The 19,879-nt window shown below is 62.7% G+C and carries 13 protein-coding genes and 1 pseudogene; 6 read left to right on the plus strand and 8 right to left on the minus strand.

Annotated features, from left to right (window positions below):
- Positions 1–88: 88 nt before the first annotated feature.
- The 6 genes from ACODSK_RS04530 to ACODSK_RS04555 all read right to left on the minus strand — a co-directional run bounded on the left by ACODSK_RS04530 (position 89) and on the right by ACODSK_RS04555 (position 9,046).
- The gene (locus tag ACODSK_RS04530; protein ID WP_489014158.1) at positions 89–1,267 is read right to left on the minus strand and encodes a BaiN/RdsA family NAD(P)/FAD-dependent oxidoreductase; all 1,179 of its coding nucleotides are present in this window, start codon (positions 1,265–1,267) and stop codon (positions 89–91) included.
- 109 nt (positions 1,268–1,376) lie between these two features.
- Complete coding sequence (gene dbpA / locus ACODSK_RS04535) at positions 1,377–2,714, minus strand: ATP-dependent RNA helicase DbpA (protein ID WP_489014290.1); 1,338 nt, start codon at positions 2,712–2,714, stop codon at positions 1,377–1,379.
- 156 nt (positions 2,715–2,870) lie between these two features.
- Positions 2,871–4,310, minus strand: a complete 1,440-nt coding sequence (mdtD, locus tag ACODSK_RS04540; protein WP_489014292.1) for a multidrug transporter subunit MdtD — start codon at positions 4,308–4,310, stop codon at positions 2,871–2,873.
- A 128-nt stretch (positions 4,311–4,438) separates the two neighbouring features.
- Positions 4,439–5,770, minus strand: a complete 1,332-nt coding sequence (locus tag ACODSK_RS04545) for a TldD/PmbA family protein (protein WP_489014159.1) — start codon at positions 5,768–5,770, stop codon at positions 4,439–4,441.
- On the minus strand, positions 5,770–7,212 hold the full coding sequence (locus ACODSK_RS04550; protein ID WP_489014160.1) for a TldD/PmbA family protein: 1,443 nt from the start codon (positions 7,210–7,212) through the stop codon (positions 5,770–5,772). Before ACODSK_RS04550 ends, ACODSK_RS04545 begins: the two co-directional genes overlap by 1 nt.
- A 31-nt stretch (positions 7,213–7,243) precedes the next feature.
- Positions 7,244–9,046, minus strand: a complete 1,803-nt coding sequence (locus tag ACODSK_RS04555; protein WP_489014161.1) for an acyl-CoA dehydrogenase — start codon at positions 9,044–9,046, stop codon at positions 7,244–7,246.
- A 266-nt stretch (positions 9,047–9,312) separates the two neighbouring features.
- On the opposite strand from ACODSK_RS04555, the gene ACODSK_RS04560 reads away from it, so the two are divergent.
- Complete coding sequence (locus ACODSK_RS04560) at positions 9,313–9,960, plus strand: hypothetical protein (RefSeq protein WP_489014162.1); 648 nt, start codon at positions 9,313–9,315, stop codon at positions 9,958–9,960.
- Positions 9,961–9,996: 36 nt separating this feature from the next.
- Positions 9,997–10,596: a hypothetical protein gene (locus ACODSK_RS04565; RefSeq protein ID WP_489014163.1), complete on the plus strand. Its 600-nt coding sequence runs from the start codon at positions 9,997–9,999 to the stop codon at positions 10,594–10,596.
- Between the two features lie 107 nt (positions 10,597–10,703).
- Here ACODSK_RS04565 and ACODSK_RS04570 read toward each other — a convergent pair.
- Positions 10,704–10,982 (minus strand): annotated as a pseudogene (locus ACODSK_RS04570) (hypothetical protein); the annotation flags it as partial.
- A 213-nt stretch (positions 10,983–11,195) separates the two neighbouring features.
- Here ACODSK_RS04570 and ACODSK_RS04575 point away from each other — a divergent pair.
- Together ACODSK_RS04575 and ACODSK_RS04580 are read left to right on the plus strand one after the other, a co-directional pair.
- A complete protein-coding gene (locus ACODSK_RS04575; RefSeq protein ID WP_489014164.1) occupies positions 11,196–11,819 on the plus strand; it encodes a hypothetical protein in 624 nt (207 codons plus the stop codon).
- 72 nt (positions 11,820–11,891) lie between these two features.
- Positions 11,892–12,656, plus strand: coding sequence for a hypothetical protein (locus tag ACODSK_RS04580; protein WP_489014166.1), 765 nt, complete (start codon positions 11,892–11,894; stop codon positions 12,654–12,656).
- 339 nt (positions 12,657–12,995) lie between these two features.
- Here ACODSK_RS04580 and putA read toward each other — a convergent pair whose 3' ends face one another.
- Positions 12,996–16,949, minus strand: coding sequence for a trifunctional transcriptional regulator/proline dehydrogenase/L-glutamate gamma-semialdehyde dehydrogenase (putA, locus tag ACODSK_RS04585; RefSeq protein WP_489014167.1), 3,954 nt, complete (start codon positions 16,947–16,949; stop codon positions 12,996–12,998).
- Between the two features lie 353 nt (positions 16,950–17,302).
- On the opposite strand from putA, the gene putP reads away from it, so the two are divergent.
- Both putP and ACODSK_RS04595 read left to right on the plus strand, forming a co-directional pair.
- Entirely contained in the window at positions 17,303–18,784 is a 1,482-nt protein-coding gene (gene putP / locus ACODSK_RS04590; RefSeq protein WP_489014168.1) for a sodium/proline symporter PutP, read from the plus strand.
- 124 nt (positions 18,785–18,908) lie between these two features.
- Entirely contained in the window at positions 18,909–19,745 is an 837-nt protein-coding gene (locus ACODSK_RS04595; RefSeq protein WP_489014169.1) for a 23S rRNA (adenine(2030)-N(6))-methyltransferase RlmJ, read from the plus strand.
- Positions 19,746–19,879: the final 134 nt, after the last annotated feature.

Here is a 19,879-nt window from a genome sequence, read left to right on the forward strand (position 1 = left end):
GGGGGAGCTGAAGTGAGCGGTCACCGCGACGTAAAGTCGTCGCGGTGGTCACGTACCAGCAAAATGCGTTCCGTGATTGGCGCTGATTCTAGACGAACTGCGCCGCCGCGTAAGCCGAGGCCCAGGCCCACTGGAAGTTGAAACCGCCGAGGTGGCCGCTGACGTCGAGCACTTCGCCGATGAAGTACAGGCCAGGACTTTTCAGCGATTCCATGGTTTTCGACGAAACCTCGCGGGTATCCACGCCACCGAGGGTCACTTCGGCGGTGCGGTAGCCCTCGGTGCCGGCCGGCACCAGTTGCCAGTTGCCCAGCTTGTCGGCGACCTGGGCCAGCTCGCCGGGGGTGTACTGCTTCATCGGCTTGGAGGCGAACCAGTGCTCGGCCAGCAGGTTGGCCATCTTCTTGGTGAAGATCTCGCCGAGCAGGGTCTTCAGCTCGCTGTTGGGGCGCTCGGCTTGCTGCTGTTGCAGCCAGGTCAGGGCGTCGTGGTCCGGCAGCAGGTTGATCTCCACCGTGTCGCCGGCTTCCCAGAACGAGGAAACCTGCAGGATCGCCGGGCCACTGAGGCCGCGGTGGGTGAACAGCAGGTTTTCGCGGAAGCTGGTGCCGTTGCAGCTGGCGATGCAGTCCACCGAGGTGCCGGACAGCTCGCTGCACAGGGCCTTGAGCTGGTCGGTGATGGTGAAGGGCACCAGGCCGGCGCGGGTCGGCAGCAGGGCGTGGCCGAACTGGCGGGCGACCTGGTAGCCGAAGCCGGTCGCGCCCAGGGTCGGGATCGACAGGCCGCCGGTGGCGATCACCAGGGACTGGCACTGGAACTGGCCGGCGCTGGTGGTCAGCAGATAGCCGTGTTCGAGCTTCTCGATCTGCTCGATGCGGGTGTCCATGCGCAACGTGGCGCCGGCGCTGTCGCACTCGTCGAGGAGCATCTGCAGGATGTCGCTGGACTTGTTATCGCAGAACAGCTGGCCGAGTTTCTTCTCGTGATAGGGCACGCCATGCTTGGCGACCATCTCGATGAAGTCCCACTGGGTATAGCGGGCCAGGGCGGACTTGCAGAAATGCGGGTTCTGCGAGAGGAAATTGCCCGGCTCGGTGTACATGTTGGTGAAATTGCAGCGACCGCCGCCGGACATGAGGATTTTCTTGCCCGGCTTGTTGGCGTGGTCCAGCAGCACGACCCGACGGCCGCGCAGGGCGGCGGTACGGGCGCACATCAGCCCGGCAGCGCCGGCGCCGATGATGATCACATCGGTGGAGTGCATGATTTTTCTCTAGATGTTAGGCCCTCATCGCTGGCAAGCCAGCTCCCACAGGTACTGCATGCACCGCACCTGTGGGAGCTGGCTTGCCAGCGATGAGGCCCTCAAGAACTCAGATGATCCGGACCTTGAGCGAACGCCCCTTGATCTTGCCGCTGTTGAGCCGCTGCATGGCCTGCTTGGCCAGCGCCCGTTCGACCGCGACGAAGGCCTGGAAATCGAAGATGGCGATCTTGCCCACTTTCTTGCCATCGATCCCGGCATCGCCGGTCAGGGCGCCGAGGATATCCCCCGGGCGCAGCTTGTCCTTGCGCCCGGCGGCGATGCACAGGGTGCTCATCACCGGCACCAGCGGCTCGCCGGCCTTGCTCTTCAGGCTGTCCAGCTGCTCCCAGCGCAGCGGTTTCTTCTGCAGGTCTTCGATGGCCTTGGCGCGATGGCCCTCGGCCGGGGCCACCAGGCTCACCGCCAGGCCTTTCTCGCCGGCCCGACCGGTACGGCCGACACGGTGCACATGAATCTCGGCGTCACGGGCCAGCTCGACGTTGATCACCATGTCCAGCGCATCGATGTCCAGCCCGCGGGCCGCCACGTCGGTGGCTACCAGCACCGACAGGCTGCGGTTGGCGAACACGGTCAGCACCTGGTCGCGGTCGCGCTGTTCCAGGTCGCCGTGCAGGGCTTCGGCAGCGATGCCCTTGGCCTTGAGGTGGTCGACCAGCTCCTGGCACTGCTGCTTGGTGAAGCAGAACGCCACGCAGGACTGCGGACGGAAGTGACCGAGCACGCGGGTCACGGCGCTCAGGCGGTCTTCGGCGTCGATTTCGTAGAAATGCTGTTCGATCTGGCTGTCGTCATGCAGCGCTTCGACCTTGACCTGCTGCGGGTCGCGCATGATCGACGAGGCCAGTTGCTTGATCCCGGCCGGGTAGGTGGCGGAGAACAGCAGGGTCTGACGGCGCTTCGGGGTCTGCCCGACGATATCGCTGATGGCGTCGAAGAAGCCCATGTCGAGCATGCGGTCGGCTTCGTCGAGGACCAGGGTGTTAAGGCCGTCCAGCACCAGGGTGCCCTTGCTCAGGTGCTGCTGCACCCGGCCCGGGGTACCGACGATGATGTGCGCGCCGTGCTCCAGCGAGGCGATCTGTGGTCCGAGGGAGACGCCACCGCACAGGGTGAGGATCTTGATGTTGTCCTCGGCGCGGGCCAGGCGGCGCAGCTCCTTGGCGACCTGGTCGGCCAGCTCGCGGGTCGGGCACAGGACCAGGGCCTGGCAGCCGAAATAGCGCGGGTTGATCGGGTTGAGCAGGCCGATGCCGAAGGCGGCGGTTTTGCCGCTGCCGGTCTTGGCCTGGGCGATCAGGTCCTGGCCCTTGAGGATGACCGGCAGGCTCTGGGCCTGGATCGGGGTCATCTCGGCATAGCCGAGGGCGTCCAGGTTGGCCAGCATGGCGGCGGACAGCGGCAAGGTGGCGAAAGCGGTGGCGTTGGTGGTCACGAGACGGGCCTGCAAAACAAAATGTCGCGCAGTGTACCAGCCTCATGGCCATTCGCCCTGCCTTTGTCGGAAAAGGCGCCGAGTGGTGGGGCGCCTTTCCTGCCGGGTTCAGTGGTCGATTCCGTGCTCCTGTGCGGCATCTTCGCGCCGTGCGCGGCGTCCGTCGGTCTTTGCCAGTTGCAGGAAGATCGCCGCCGCCAGCATGGCCATCAGGCCGATGGTGACGAAGGTCAGCTGGAAGGCGCCGAGGGTGGTTTCCACGCCCTCGGCGCTGCCTGCGGCGGTAAAGCCGCCGAGCAGGGCGCCGGCGCAAGCCACGCCGAGGCTCAGGGACAGCTGCGCCACCACCGACAGCAGGCTGTTGCCGCTGCTGGCGCTGGCGTCGTCGAGGTCGATCAGGGTCACGGTGTTCATCGCGGTGAACTGCATCGAGTTGATCGCCCCGAGCAGGCCCAGTTGCACCAGCAGCACCGCGTGCGGCGTGCTTTCGTTGACCAGGCCGAGACTGCACAGCATCAGCCCGAGCAGCAGGGTATTGATGGTCAGCACGTTGCGGTAGCCGAAGCGCTCGATCAGCGGCCGGGCGATGGACTTGGCCAGCATCGCCGCGGCGGCCAGGGGGATCATGCTCATCCCCGCTTCGGCCGGCGAATAACCTAGCGCCACCTGCAACAGCAACGGCACCAGGAACGGCAGGGCGCCGCTGCCCAGGCGGGCGAACAGGTTGCCGAGAATGCCCACGGAGAAGGTCCGCACGCGGAACAGCTTGGGCGAGAACAGCGGATTGTCGATGCTGCCGGCGCGCAGCCAGTAGGCGGCCAGGCAGGCCATGCCGGCGAACAGCAGCAACATCACCCGCAGGTGCGGCAGGTGCAGTTCGCCGAGGCCTTCCATGGCGATGGTGATCAGCACCATCGCCGCGCCGAACAGGACGAAGCCGATGCCGTCGAAGCGCGTGCGCTCGGAGCCGCGCAGGTCGGGGATGTACTTCCACACCGCGTAGCAGCCGAGAGCGCCCACCGGCAGGTTGAGCAGGAAGATCCAGTGCCAGCTGAGGATTTCCACCAGCCAGCCGCCCATGGTCGGGCCGATCAACGGGCCAAGCAGGCCGGGGATGGTGATGAAGCTCATGATCCGCACCAGCTCCGAGCGCGGATAGGCGCGCAGCACCACCAGGCGCCCGACCGGTAGCATCAGCGCGCCGCCGAGGCCCTGGATGACCCGGGCGCCGACCAGCAGGCCGAGGCTGTTGGCGATGGCGCAAAGCAGTGAACCGAGGCTGAACAGCAGGATCGCGCCGAAGAACACCCGCTTGGTGCCGAAGCGGTCGGCGATCCAGCCGGAGGCGGGGATCAGCAGGGCCACGGTGAGCATGTAGGCGATGATCACCGACTGCATGCGCAGCGGGTCCTCTGCCAGGTCGCGGGCCATGGCCGGCAGGGCGGTGTTGAGGATGGTGCCGTCGAGGGACTGCATGAAGAAGGCGATGGCCACCACCCAGGGGATCCAGCGGGCGGTGGTGGGGTCCAGGGGCGTGCGTTCGGGCATGGAAAGTCCTTGCATGCGCGGTCCTTGTGGGAGCTGGCTTGCCAGCGATGAGGCCGGTACAGGCACCTGTGTTGTCACGTCTGGCCCTATCGCTGGCAAGCCAGCTCCCACAAGGTCGGTGAAAACCTTCAGAGGGTCAGGGTAAGCCGTTTGACCAGCGCCCCCGGCAGATGACTCGATCCGGTCTGGCGCTGGCCATAGGTGCCGGTCGACAGCATCAGCTCGCGTTCCTCGGTCAGGGCTTCCAGCTGGCTACCCAGCAGACTGTAGACGCTGTCATCGAAACGCATGGTGCTGACCGGTGCCTGGATCCGTCCGTCCTCGACCCAGAAGCAGGCGAAGCGGGTCAGGCCGGTCAGGCGGGCGGCGCTCTGGTCCGAGTAGTTCAGGTACCAGAGATTGCCGATGTACAGGCCGGTGCCCAGTCGTTGCAGCACGTCGGCCTCGGCCAGTGCTCCGCCAGCCATGCTCAGGCAGGCCGGTGCCTCCCAGGGCTCTGCACCGTTGGCCTGGCGCTCGAATTCGGCGGCGCTGCGGGCGTTGGTCAGTTGCTCCAGGGCTTGGCCGCGATCGATCAGGCGGACGTCGCTGCGCGGATAACCCTCGCCGGAAAACGCCGGGCTCAACGAGCCGCTGACCTGCTCGGTCATGCTGACCAGCGGGCTGAGTTCGGCCTCGGCGGCGTAAAGCCTTTGCAGCGGGCTGTTCTTGCTGGCGATGGCCTGGGTGGAGAACCCGCCCCAGCCGAGCATGCCAACGATCTCGTCGAGGGCGGCGGGGGCCAGGTAGGCGCGGTACTCGCCGGGCGTGAGTGTCTTCAGCGGTCGACCCAGGTAGTCCAGTTGCTCGCGGGCCTGGGCCAGGCGTCGGGCGAACTGCTCGTCGTCCCACACCTGCCCGGCGTAGTTGGCCTTGACCGCCTGGCCGTTGGCGTGGAACAGGCTCCAGTCGAAGTTGAAGCTGTTGGCCTGGTGCCAGCCGAACGCCCCGAAGGAGCTGGCGAAGCCCCGGCAGACCGGCCCGGCGGCGTAGATGCCGACCAGGTCGAGATCGCCGGCGCCAGCCTCGATGCGTGTCAGTACCTGGGTGCTGTCGGGCAGCGGCTGTTCCTGTTGCAGGCGGCTGTCCCAGGCGCTGTCGTTGAGCATCAGGTACGGATCGGCGGGGATCAGCGGCAAGGTCTGGCGCAGTTGGGCCAGGGCCTCGGCCAGACGCTGGCGGTCGAGCTCGTCGTCGCCGCTGAGGGTCAGGTTGAGGTCGGCCTGGCGGCCGTCGGCGATCAGCTTCAGGGTCGCGTCGGACTGGCGCACATCACCGGCCTGGCGAACCTTGGCGTGGTTGAAGCGGATGAACTGCGAATGTTCGGCGGCGTAGCTCAGGGTGAATTGTTCGGGCGCGTGAACGTTGTCGCGCAGCCAGGCCACCAGGGCCTGGAAGTTGTGCAGGAAGCGGGCGGCCATCAGGCGTCTCCTCCGAATACGTCGATCTGGCTGAAGACACAGGCGGGCGAAGCGTGCCCGACCCGTACCACCTGGTTCGGCTCGCCCTTGCCGCAGTTCGGCGTGCCCAGCACCTGGAAGGTACTGGCGTCGCCCACGGCGCTGAGGTTGCGCCAGAAGCCGGCGGAGATGCCGCGGTAGTTGGGGTTCTTCACCACGCCCTTGAGCTCGCCGTTCTCGATCAACTGGCCCCACTCGCAGCCGAACTGGAACTTGTTGCGCGCATCGTCGATGGACCACGAGCGGTTGGTGCGCATCAGGATGCCGCGCTCGATGCCACCGACCAGTTGCTCCAGGGACTTGTCCCCCGGCTCGATATTGAGGTTGGCCATGCGGTCGATGGGCGCGCGGTTCCAGTTGCAGGCGCGGCTGTTGGCAACGCCGTCGAGGCCAGAGCGGAACTGCGACAGCGCGCCACCCAGCGGACGTTCCAGCAAGCCGTTGCGAATCAGGAACTGGCGGGTGGCCGGGGTGCCGTCGTCGTCATGGCCGTAGCTGGCCAGTTCCTCGCGGATTTCCGGGTCGAAGGTCACATTGAGCAGCTTCGAGCCGTATTGCAGTTGGCCGAAGTCGCTGGCCTTGACGAAGCTGGTGCCGGCGTAATTGCGCTCGTCGCCAAGGATGCGGTCCAGCTCCAGCGGGTGGCCGATGGATTCGTGGATCTGCAGCATCATCTGGTCCGGCATCAGCAGCAGGTCGCGCACGCCGCTCGGGGTGTTGGGTGCCAGCAGCAGTTGCAGGGCCTGGTCGGCGACACGGGCGCCGGCACCGACCAGGCCACAGCGCTGGATTACATCGAAACCGCCTTGCTGGCCGAAGTTCTCCCGGCCCAGGGTGCGGGTCTGGCTGTCGCTGCCGTCGAACGCAGTGACGCTGAAACCGGGGAAGACAAAGCGCTGGGCCTGGCGCAGTTCGGCGCCGGCACTGTTGAAGTAGATCTGCTCGACCTCGGTCAGGCCGAGGCTGGCCTGCCAGTTGACCAGGCGCTGGTCCGCCGGTACCGAGGCCGATTCCTGGTTGAGCAGGTCGTAGCAGTCGGCCAGGGACGGGAAGGCACTGTCGAGATTCGGTGACAGGTAATCGGCGCGGTGGTCGGGTACGGGCTGGTCGCGCAGGTCGAGCAGGGCGTGGGCGGCGATCTGCCGGGCCAGGGCCTCGGCGCGGTCCAGGGCCTGCTGCAGACCGGCCTGGGACAGATCGGCGGTGGCCGCGTAGGCCTCGACGCCGTTGACCCGCACGGTGAGCATGGCGCCTTCGTCACGGCCCAGGCTCGGCGGCTCGGCGATGTTCTTGCGCACCGACAGGTGCTGGTTGGACTGGCGCACATGGCGCAGGGAGAAAAACTCGCCGCCGCTGCGCAGCGCGGCGAAGCGCTGGCGCAGCGGCGTGGTGGAATCGAACATGCGCGGAACTCCGGATACCGGTGGTTCCCCCTCAGAACCACTCGTCTTGCATGCTCGGGCAGGTGTCGTCGCGGGCTTCGAGCAATGCCAGGTCATTATGGCAGGGAGGTACTTCCCAGGTGAGGAAGAATCTCGCCGCCTGCAACTTGCCTTTATAGAAGTCGCGATCCGCCTCGCTGGCCTTGGCCAGGCCCTGTTCGGCGCGGATCGCCTGTTCCAGCCAGCGCCAGCCGACCACGCAATGACCGAAGGCCTTCATGTACAGCGCCGAGTTGGCCAGGGCGGCGTTGACCTTGCCAGTGGCCAGGTCACCAAGCAGGCCAAGGGTCACGCCTTGCAGGCGGTTGAGCAGTTGCTCCAGCGGCTGGCGCAGGTTGTCCAGCGTCGGGTGCTGGTGGGCGCGCTCGCAGGTGCCGGCGATCAGCCGCACCAGTTGCTTGAGCCCGGCGCCGCCGTTCTGCGCCAGCTTGCGCCCGAGCAGGTCGAGGGACTGGATGCCGTGGGTGCCTTCGTGGATCGGGTTCAGGCGGTTGTCGCGGTAGTACTGCTCCACCGGGTATTCGCGGGTGTAGCCATGGCCGCCGAGGATCTGGATCGCCAGCTCGTTGGCCTTGAGGCAGAACTCCGATGGCCACGACTTGACGATGGGGGTGAGCAGGTCGAGTAGCTCGTGGGCCTGCTGGCGCGCCTCGGGGGTGTCGGCAGTCTGGGTGTCGTCGAACAGCCGTGCAGCATACAGGCCCAGATCGAAGGCACCTTCCACATAGGCCTTCTGCGTCAGCAGCATGCGCTTCACATCACTGTGGGCAATGATCGGCACGGCGGCGGTGGATGGGTCCTTGTTGTCCGGCAGGCGACCCTGCGGACGCTGGCGGGCGTAGTCGAGGGAGTACAGATAGCCGGCGTAGCCCAGCATCACCGCGCCCATGCCGACGCCGATGCGCGCCTCGTTCATCATCTGGAACATGCAGGCCAGGCCCTGGTGCGGCTTGCCCACCAGATAGCCGACGCAATTGCCGTTATCGCCGAAGTTCAGCGCCGTCGAGGTGGTACCGCGCCAGCCCATCTTGTGGAACAGTCCGGCCAGGGTCACATCGTTGCGCTGCCCGAGACTGCCGTCGGCGTTGACCAGGAACTTGGGCACGATAAACAAGGAAATGCCCTTCACCCCGGGCGGCGCATCCGGCAGCTTGGCCAGGACCATATGCACGATGTTTTCCGAAAGTGGATGGTCGCCGCCGGAAATGAAGATCTTGTTGCCGCGCAGCCGGTAGCTGCCATCGCCGGCCGGCTCGGCGCGGCTGCGGATATCGGCCAGGGACGATCCGGCGTGGGGTTCGGTCAGGGCCATGGTGCCGAAGAAACGTCCGTCGATCATCGGCTGGAGGAACAGGCGCTTCTGCTCGTCGCTGCCGAAGCTCTCGATCAGGTTGGCTGCGCCCATGGTCAGGAACGGATAGGCCGTGGTCCCGGCGTTGGCCGCCTGGAAATGGGCGAAGCACGCCTGCGACAGCAGGGTCGGCAACTGCATGCCACCGGCCTCGAAATCGCGGTTGGCGTTGAGGAAGCCGGCTTCGAGGAAGGCATCGACCGCCGGTTTCACCTCGGGGATCAGCACCGCCTCGCCGTTCTCGTAGCGCGGCTCGTTCTCGTCGCCCTTGCGGTTGTGCGGAGCGAAATACTTCTCGGCGATGCTCCGCGCCGTGGACAGCGCCGCATCGAAGGTCTCGCGGCTGTGCTCGGCAAAGCGCTCGCGGCGGGTCAGGGCTTCGGCATCCAGCACTTCATAGAGTTCGAACGCCAGGTTGCGGGCGCTGAGCAGGGTCTCGGTCATGGCGGCGGTCCTTTGATCGGGGGTGGAGCGAGTCTAGGCAGGCGGGGGGAGGGTGCACAGGGAAATAGGTTTGGGTGATGGTGGGGTAGAAGGGCGAAGCACGGCGTAGGGGGCTGCGACCGGATCAGGTCTGAAGCTCGTTCAGCTTTGTAGTCCAACTCCGATCCGTTGTCGGAGATTTCGCGCTCTGCATCGGGACCGAGCCGGCAGCCCTGAGACTTGTGGGTGCGGTTTGATGAGTGCTCTCCAGCACGGCGGTCCAACCCATGTCCACAAGCACTTTTTCCCCCTCGCATTCGGCCCGACCGTTCTTCTTCGTGGTGGCGGTTCCGAAGCTGATCATCATGACGTTCTTCACGTCCGGGCTCTATGGCGTGTTCTGGTATCTGCGCAATTGGGACCTCTATCAGCGGGCCACCGGTTCGGTGATGTTGCTGCCGCGCCTCCTGTGGCCTTCGTATTTCCTTTATTCGCTGCTGCATCGGGTCGATCAGCGGATCCTTGCATCTGGGCGTTGTTATCGATGGTCACCTTGGTGGTTGGCGTTCGGGCTGCTGCTGACATTCATCGGCGGCATTGAGTTGCTGATGGTGATGTTGCCCCTGCCGGGTTTTGCGGTGCCGTTGTTACTGGTGGTTGTGCTGTTCCATATGGTTCTGGCGCGGACCCAGCGGGCAATCAACTTTTGTGAGGGCGATCCGCAAGGGGCGGGGAATGCACATCTCTCGGTGATCAATTGGCTGTGGATACTGATCGTGACTTCGGGGTGGCTGGTGCTGGGGGATTCGTGCAATCAGGAAGACGGCCTGCTTGGGGAAGCGGTCCCGGAGGGGGGGGGGCAGATTGATCTCCAGTCTTTTCGACTTTTCTCCTTGGTTTTTCAGACACGGCCTACAGAGATATTTGGGAAATAAGTATCTGATTGGCGGCCCTTAAATTACGAGGTTTTTATGTCCGAAAGCATGAAGTTAGTGGAAGGTGAACCTGCTCAAGCGGTAGCTCAGAAGTTCTATGTGGTTTCGATAAATAAGTTGATTTACATGTCGGTTCTTACTACTGGGCTTTATCTTTTATATTGGTTCTATCGAAACTGGGCTACCTACAGAGATGCCACTGGAGAACATTTGATTCCTATCCTCCGCAGCATCATTCCCGTAATTTTCTTGTATTCGTTGCTCTGGCGGATCGACCAGAGCTTGAAGCGTTCAGGCGTCCAGTACGAGTGGTCACCGAAACCGCTGGCCATGAGCATGTGGTTAATTCTGCTTGCCAGTTTCGGCGTATCAATGCTGATTTCCGCACCCACGGAGCAGTTGAAGGATATTGCGCTCATGAACTTGCAAAACTTGATTCTGACGATAGTGCAATTGGTAGCCCTCGTTTGGGTCGTTTGCAAGATCCAGCGAGCTGTAAATGTTGCAGAAGGGGACCCGGAAGGAGAGTCAAACGCACATTTCAACGGAGCCAACAACGGCTGGATCGGATTGGGTATTGTCATCTGGCTGGTGTATTTCATTTCGGTTGCGATGCTGTTGTCGCTCGCTTACTGAAAGCGGCAGTACTGGTCGGTGTTTGATTGACCAAAAAAACGGGGCAGGTTTCGCGCCACTCCATCTGGAGTGCGCAAAACCCGCCCCGCTTCTTTTCCTTCCGACTATCAGCCGATAGTCATCAGGCTCGCGTTACCACCGGCAGCCGCCGTGTTCACGCTCAGCGCCCGCTCGATCACCAGGCGTTCCAGCGCCACTGCGGTTTCACCCGAGGACAGGCCGTGAACGCCGACGATCGCGCCCGGACGCTTGGCGATCTGCTCGCAGATGCCGCGCAACTGGTCGGAGTCGCCGTGGTGCAGGACCGCGTCGAACGCCACGTCTTCCTTGTTCCAGTCGCTGACCAGCTTGATCCGTGCCTGGACTTCCTTCGGCAGGCGCGAGCGCACCGATTTGCCTGGCTCACCCTCGACCATCAAGCCGTTCTGCTGAGCGCTGGCGGCCCACCCATTTAAGGCAAAACTGGCGTCTAAGATGGAGAAAAAATTCGAGAGTGCCTTACGGAGAGATTTTTCTCGGTGACTTTTGAGAATCGTCCTATAGCGAATCTCAGAATGTGCGTATCTGATTAGAGACCATTCAGTCGAGAGGTTCTCCTCATGTCTACTACCCCAATTTCCACGCCGGCTCTCACGCCACCAATGTTTCATGTGATGTCGGTAAGGAAGCTGGTGATTCTTTCGATTTTCAGTTTCTGCATCTATCTTTTGTACTGGCATTATCGAAATCTGGCTATTTATTGTCGAGCCACCGGGCTTCGGGTTAGCCCTGTACTGCGAGCCTTGTTGGCTCCGCTGTTCCTTTATAGGTTGCTTGTTCTGGTTGATGAAGGGCAGCGCTCTACAAGCTCCGATTTAAAATGGTCACCTAAGAGATTAGCGGTTTGTCTGATTTCAACAGGTATGTTGGCGTTATTGTCAGAGATTCTATTGAGAGGGTGGTATCCGTCTGGGTTGTTGAGGGCGGCTTCAGTGCTGCAGACTAATTTGGGGTTTCAAGTGCTCTATGTGGTTTCTCTTGTGTTGTGGGGGTGGCACCTTTGGTTTATGGCTGCAGTCCAGCGGTCCATAAATTCGCGTGAGCCGCATTCGTGCGCTGCTACTAACAGCCGTTGGAAGCTGGTCGAGTGGCTGTGGGTGATTCCCGGGGTCGGAATGTTGATCTTGGTGATGGTTTATATTTTGGCTCCCTGGATTTTCTGGGCGTACGTGTATTTAACTTAATGGTATTAAACCGAATCTTCAGGGTGACGGTGCGCTTATTTCGTGAGGGTAGTATCTTGCGACATGGTTTGCATGGCTTTTCCTGCAGGTAGAGTTACATCGCGTGTCCTCGGAAAAGACACCCTCTGTGGTTTATTCGGGCGCTGCCTGCTCACCTTGCATATCGATAATGGAATCGATGGCGATCAGTGCTATAAAAAAGGAGAAAGTAGTATGTCGGTAAATGTGTTCGCCGAGAAACAATCTGCTGAGTCTGTAGAGGCTAATGCAGAGTTTTACGCTGTTTCGGTTGTGAAAGTAATTGTAATGGTGATTTTTAGTTTTGGGTTGTACGGCTTTTATTGGAGTTATCAATCTTGGTCAAGATATCGTAGGGCTACAGGTGAGAGTGTAAGTCCCTTTTGGCGCTCTTTATTTTTCTTGTGGTTTCTATATTTTTTATTGAAAAGGCTGGATAAATGCATTCGGGATAAAGGACGCGGTTGCTTCTGGCCTTCGCCGCTTTTGACATCGGCCGTAGTCGCGGGTGTGGCGATTGGGGTTTCAACTTCATGGTATAACTACTATGATGCTGGGCGAGTTGTTTCGGATTTGTTGCGATATCCTTGGTTTGCATTGCATATGGCGCTTGAGTATTACGGGGTCTTGGTGCCAGTAATTCTCGGGGTTTTGCTATGGTTGATTGTGATTGTGCAGAGGGCCATTAACTTTTACGAGGGTAGTGAGGGGCGGGGTTTGTCAGGCTTGTCCTTTGTGAATTGGGTGTTTATGGTTCCGGGAGTTATTGTATGGGGGGTGAATGTTGTGATTGGGATTCCTTTATGGATGCTTTTTTGATTTTATATATTTAATTTAAATAATTCTGCATGTATCAGTTATTCATCGAAGGTTGCGAGTCGCGGGCAAGGATTCTATAGTCAGCATCCACCGGCAGGTGTAATTCAGGTGGCACTCATAAAGGGTTAATCGCGTTAATGTAGGTGAGGATTTTTTACGGCTTCTATCGGCTCCACTTAATTTAGCTAACTTGCAATGAATGGCCGTGGTGGTTTGTGAAGTGCGGTTCCAGTTTCAATCTTGACGGTCGAGTTTTTCGCAAATACAAAAACGGAGCGGGTTCCGCATAACTCCTTCAGGAGTTTGCAAAACCCGCTCCGCTTCGTTCTCCGCCGACTATCAGCCGATAGTCATCAGGCTCGCGTTACCACCGGCAGCCGCCGTGTTCACACTCAGCGCCCGCTCGATCACCAGGCGTTCCAGCGCCACGGCGGTTTCACCCGACGACAGGCCGTGAACACCAACGATCGCGCCCGGACGCTTGGCGATCTGCTCGCAGATGCCGCGCAACTGGTCGGAGTCGCCGTGGTGCAGGACCGCGTCGAACACCACGTCTTCCTTGTTCCAGTCGCTGACCAGCTTGATCCGTGCCTGGACTTCCTTCGGCAGGCGCGAGCGCACCGATTTGCCCGGTTCGCCGTCCAGCACCACTGCCGAACTGCCCACGGCCAGCACCGCAGCCAGTTGGGTCAGCAGGTCGGCTTCGTTGTCGGCCAGGCACAGCACATGCTCGCGCGGCAGGATGGTGTAGCTGTTGCGCTCGCCGGTCGGGCCGGCCAGCAGTCGGCTGATACCGGCCTGCGACTGGCGGGCGAACTGCTCGCAGGTCTGCACCAGGTCGTTCTGTTGCTTGCTGGCAGCCCAGGCCTTGAAGGCTTCGAGCGGTTTCAGCAGTACTTCGCGCAGGCGGCTGTCTGGAGTGTTGCCGGCGTCGCTGCGCTGGAACGATTGCTCGATGGCATCGGCCGGACGGGTCGACAGCAGGCGGTACAGGTACAGCGGGCCGCCGGCCTTCGGACCGGTGCCGGACAGGCCTTCGCCGCCGAACGGCTGCACGCCGACCACGGCACCGACGATGTTGCGGTTGACGTAGACGTTACCAGCATGGGCGTTGTCGATGACCTTGGCGATGGTCTCGTCGATGCGGGTGTGCACGCCGAGGGTCAGGCCGTAGCCGGAAGCGTTGATCTGCTCGATCAACTGGTCCAGGTCCTTGCGGTTGTAGCGCAGCACGTGCAGCACCGGCCCGAAGATCTCGCGTTTCAGTTCGTCGAAGCTGTCCAGCTCGATCAGGGTCGGCATGACGAAGGTGCCGCGCTTGCATTCCTCGGCGTTGGCCAGGGCGACCTGGTAGACCGCACGACCTTTCTCGCGCATGCCCTGGATGTGCTTCTCGATGCCGGCCTTGGCTTCGGCGTCGATCACCGGGCCGATATCCACCGACAGGCGCTCCGGGTTGCCCAGGCGGCTTTCGGCCATGGCGCCCTTGAGCATTTCGATGACGCGGTCAGCGGAGTCTTCCTGCAGGCACAGTACGCGCAGGGCCGAGCAACGCTGGCCAGCACTGTCGAAGGCCGAGGACACCACATCGATCACCACCTGCTCGGTCAGGGCCGAGGAGTCGACGATCATGGCGTTCTGGCCGCCGGTTTCGGCGATCAGCGGGATCGGACGGCCCTGGTTGTCCAGGCGTCCGGCGATATTGCGTTGCAGCAGGCGGGCGACTTCGGTGGAACCGGTGAACATCACCCCCTTGACCCGATCGTCGCCGACCAGGCGGGCACCGACGGTTTCACCACGGCCCGGCAGCAGTTGCACCACGCCTTCCGGAATACCGGCGTCGAGCAGCAGGCGCACGGCCTGGGCAGCGACCAGCGGGGTCTGTTCGGCAGGCTTGGCCAGTACCGGGTTGCCGGCGGCGAGGGCGGCAGCCACCTGGCCGCTGAAGATCGCCAGAGGGAAGTTCCACGGGCTGATGCAGACCACCGGGCCCAGCGGGCGGTGGGCGTCGTTGCTGAAGTCGTTGCGTGCCTGTACCGCGTAGTAGCGCAGGAAGTCGACGGCTTCGCGGACTTCGGCGATGGCGTTGGCGTAGGTCTTGCCCGCTTCGCGGACCAGCAGGCCCATCAGCGGCTGGATTTCGGCTTCCATCAGGTCGGCAGCGCGTTCGAGGATCGCGGCGCGCTCGGCCGGTGGGGTGGCCTGCCAGATCGGAGCGGCGTTCAGTGCACACTGGATGGCATTGTCGACGTCGCCGACGGTGGCTTCCTGGACGTGGCCGACCACATCGCGGTGGTCTGCCGGGTTGAGTACCGGGGCGGCGGCTTCCTGGCTGGCGGCGCAACCGAGCAGCGGCTCGGCTTTCCACGGTGTGTGGGCGCTGGCCAGCAGAGCGCAGGACAGCGAGGCCAGGCGGTGTTCGTTGGCCATGTCGATACCGGCCGAGTTGGCCCGTTCGCTGCCATACAGCTCGCGCGGCATCGGGATGCGCGGGTGCGGCAGGCCGACGCTGCCTTCCTGGGTGGCCATGCGTTCGATGGTGGCGACCGGGTCGGCGACCAGTTCCTGGATCGAGATCGAGTGGTCGGCGATACGGTTGACGAACGAGGTGTTGGCGCCGTTTTCCAGGAGGCGGCGGACCAGGTAGGCCAGCAGCGTTTCATGGGTACCGACCGGAGCGTACACGCGGCACGGACGGTTCAGCTTGCCATCGGCGACCTTGCCCACGACCTGTTCGTACAGCGGCTCGCCCATGCCGTGGAGGCACTGGAATTCGTACTGGCCCGGGTAATAGTTCTGACCGGCAATCTGGTAGATGGCCGACAGGGTGTGGGCGTTGTGGGTGGCGAACTGCGGGTAGATGACTTCCGGCACCGACAGCAGCTTGCGAGCACAGGCAATGTAGGAGACGTCGGTGTAGACCTTGCGGGTGTAGACCGGGTAGCCCTCCAGTCCCTCGATCTGCGCGCGCTTGATCTCGCTGTCCCAGTAGGCGCCTTTTACCAGGCGGATCATCAGGCGGTGACGGCTGCGGCGGGCCAGGTCGATGACGTAATCGATGACGTGCGGGCAGCGCTTCTGGTAGGCCTGGATAACGAAGCCGATACCGTTCCAGCCAGTCAGTTGCGGTTCGAAGCACAGGCGTTCGAGCAGGTCGAGGGACAGCTCAAGGCGGTCGGCTTCCTCGGCGTCGATGTTCAGGCCGATGTCGTATTGCTTGGCCAGCAGGGTCAGCGACAGCAAGCGCGGATACAGCTCTTCCATCACTCGTTCGTACTGGGCGCGGCTGTAGCGCGGGTGCAGGGCCGAGAGCTTGATCGAGATGCCCGGGCCTTCATAGATGCCGCGGCCATGGGAGGCCTTGCCGATGGAGTGGATGGCCTGTTCGTAGGACGCCAGGTATTTCTGTGCGTCGTGCTCGGTCAGCGCCGCCTCGCCGAGCATGTCGTAGGAGTAGCGGAAGCCCTTGGCTTCGAACTTGCTGGCGTTGGCCAGGGCTTCGGCGATGGTCTCGCCGGTGACGAACTGCTCGCCCATCAGGCGCATGGCCATGTCGACGCCCTTGCGGATCATCGGTTCGCCGCTCTTGCCGATGATGCGGCTGAGGGACGAGGTCAGGCCGGATTCGTTGTGGGTGCTGACCAGCTTGCCGGTCAGCAGCAGGCCCCAGGTGGCGGCGTTGACGAACAGCGACGGGCTGTTGCCCAGGTGCGGCTGCCAGTTGCCGGTGCTGATCTTGTCGCGGATCAGGGCGTCGCGGGTGCCCTTGTCAGGGATGCGCAGCAGGGCTTCGGCCAGGCACATCAGGGCCACGCCTTCCTGGGACGACAGGGAGAATTCCTGCAGCAGGCCCTGGACGATGCCGGCACGACCGCTGGCGCTCTTCTGGTTGCGCAGTTTTTCCGCGATCCCGGCGGCCAGCTTGTTGGTGGCTTCGGCCTGAGCGGCCGGCAGACGAGCCTGCTCCAGCAGCATCGGCACCACTTCCTGCTCGGGGCGGCGATAGGCGGCGGTGATGGCAGCACGCAGCACGGATTGCGGCAGGATGCTTTCGGCGAATTCGAGGAAGCACTGGTGGCTGTGGTCGGGCTGCACGTCGCCCGCATCATCGCCATTGTGTCCGGCCTGACCGTTCAGCTCGGTCAGGGTGGCGCCACCCTCCAGCTTCTCCAGATAGTTGAAGATCGCCTGCTTGATCAACCAGTGCGGCGTGCGGTCGATGGACTGCGCTGCTGCCTTGAGTCGTTCGCGGGTCGGGTCGTCGAGTTTGACCCCCAGGGTGGTCGTCGCCATTTCTTATCCTCTTTATTGCCACCGGGCGTGGCTAAGCTGCGGCCAAGATTAGCGGTGCGCGTTTCTGGGTGCAACCTAGTGCAACCCAAATTTTTCCGAGCGGTGGTGCAACTCATCAGGCCGATGAAAACCCCACGACAGAAACGGCTTTTAACAGTGCATTTTCTTATGAAAACCGTGTTTTTTGCGCCAAAAAGGAGCAAAAAAGTGTTGTTGTCGGATTTTTCATTCAAGGTGCAACTGCCTTTGTAAAAAAGGTTGCACCGAATTTGGGTTGTGACATAGGGTTCGCGGCCTGGGTGCAACCCCACGAGGGTTGTTGCTACATAAAAACAAACGCCAGGGCGCAAGACATGACTAACAATCCCATCACGATTACGTTCGTGATCTATATCGCGGCAATGGTGCTGATCGGCTTCATGGCCTATCGCTCCACCAAGAACCTTTCCGACTACATCCTTGGCGGTCGCAGCCTTGGCAGCGTGGTGACCGCGCTGTCTGCCGGCGCCTCGGACATGAGCGGCTGGCTGCTGATGGGCCTGCCGGGCGCCATCTACATGTCGGGTCTGTCGGAAGCCTGGATCGCCATCGGCCTGACCGTCGGTGCCTACCTCAACTGGCTGTTCGTCGCCGGTCGCCTGCGGGTACAGACCGAGCACAACGGTGATGCGCTCACCCTGCCGGACTACTTCGCCAGCCGCTTCGAAGACCAGAGCGGCCTGCTGCGGATCATCTCCGCCGTGGTGATCCTGGTGTTCTTCACCATCTATTGCGCTTCCGGCATCGTCGCTGGTGCCCGCCTGTTCGAAAGCACCTTCGGCATGTCCTATGAGACTGCGCTGTGGGCCGGTGCTGCGGCGACCATCGCCTACACCTTCGTCGGCGGTTTCCTCGCGGTGAGCTGGACCGATACCGTGCAGGCCGGCCTGATGATCTTCGCCCTGCTGCTGACGCCGATCTTCGTGCTGCTCGCTACCGGCGGCGTGGACACTACCTTCCTGGCGATCGAGGCGCAGAACCCGGAAAACTTCAACATGTTCCGCAATGCCAGCTTCATCGGCATCATCTCGCTGATGGGCTGGGGCCTGGGCTACTTCGGCCAGCCGCACATCCTGGCGCGGTTCATGGCGGCTGATTCGGTGAAGTCGATCGCCAACGCCCGTCGCATCTCCATGACCTGGATGATCCTGTGCTTGGCCGGTACCTGCGCCGTAGGCTTCTTCGGTATCGCCTACTTCTCGGCGCATCCTGAAGTGGCCGGTCCGGTCTCCGAGAACCACGAGCGCGTGTTCATCGAGCTGGCCAAGATCCTGTTCAACCCATGGATCGCCGGTGTCCTGCTGTCGGCCATCCTGGCGGCGGTGATGAGCACCCTGAGCTGCCAGCTGCTGGTCTGCTCCAGCGCCCTGACCGAAGACTTCTACAAGACCTTCCTGCGCCCGAAAGCTTCGCAGGGCGAGCTGGTCTGGATCGGTCGCCTGATGGTCCTGGCCGTGGCCCTGATCGCCATCGCCCTGGCTGCCAACCCGGATAACCGCGTACTGGGCCTGGTGGCCTACGCCTGGGCCGGCTTCGGTGCCGCCTTCGGTCCGGTTGTGCTGCTGTCGGTCCTGTGGAAAGGCATGACCCGCAACGGCGCGCTGGCCGGTATCGTGGTCGGTGCCCTGACCGTGATCCTGTGGAAGAACTACTCGGGCACCAGCCTGTACGAGATCATCCCGGGCTTCATCTTCGCCACCCTCGCCATCGTGCTGGTGAGCAGCATGGGCCGGGCGTCGTCCACCATGGTGGCGCGCTTCGAAAAAGCCGACGCGGACTATCACGCCAACAAGTGATGACTGACGCCGGTTGAAGCAGCGGCCCGCCTCTTTCACGGAGGCGGGCCGCTGTCGTTTCGGCGGCTGCAACCTGACGTCGGGCGCCCGAACGGGTAAACTTCCCGGCCCCTCAGGAGTTGCCATGAACTATCGTCACGCCTTCCACGCCGGCAACCACGCCGACGTCTTCAAGCACATCGTGCTGACCCGCCTCATTGCCCTGATGTCGCGCAAGGAGTCGCCGTTCGCCTATATCGATACCCATGCCGGCCTGGGCCTGTACGACCTGCAGGGCGATCAGGCGACCCGTACCGGCGAGTGGATCGAAGGTATTGGCCGGCTCTGGGGGCGCGACGACCTGCCGGAGATCACCGCCGACTACCTGCGTATCGTCAAGCGCCTGAACGCCGATGGCGAACTGCGCTACTACCCGGGCTCGCCCGAGTTGGCACGGCGCCTGGCGCGCCAGCAGGATCGCGTGCTGCTCAACGAGAAGCACCCGGAAGACGGTGCGCTGCTCAAGGACAACATGAAGAAGGATCCGCGGGTCGCCGTGCACCTGGGCGAGGGCTGGCATGTGCCGCGGGCGCTGCTGCCGGTCCAGGAAAAGCGTGCGGTGATGCTGATCGACCCGCCGTTCGAGCAGCCGGACGAGCTCAAGCGCTGCTCCACCGCGATGAAGGAGGCAATCGGTCGCATGCGCCAGACCGTCGCGGCGATCTGGTATCCGATCAAGGAACAGAAGCAACTGGTGCGCTTCTACCAGGATCTGACCAGCACCGGTGCGCCGAAGCTGCTGCGCATCGAGCTGTATGTGCATCCGCAGGACACCCCGCAGAGCCTGAACGGCTCCGGCCTGGCCATCGCCAATCCGCCGTGGGGGCTGGAAGAGGAGTTGCGTGAATTCCTGCCTTGGCTGGCCCAGTGCCTGGGGCAGACTGGCGGGAGCTGGCGGATGGACTGGTTGATTGCCGAGTAAGGTCGGGTTTATCCGTCGTCCTTGATGGCCTCATCGCCGGCAACGCCGGCTCCCACAGGTATTGCGTGCACCGCCAACCTTGTGGGAGCCGGCGTTGCCGGCGATGGGGCCATCAGGATCGGTCACAGTCCGCC

Source organism: Pseudomonas sp. FG98, from assembly GCF_057808595.1.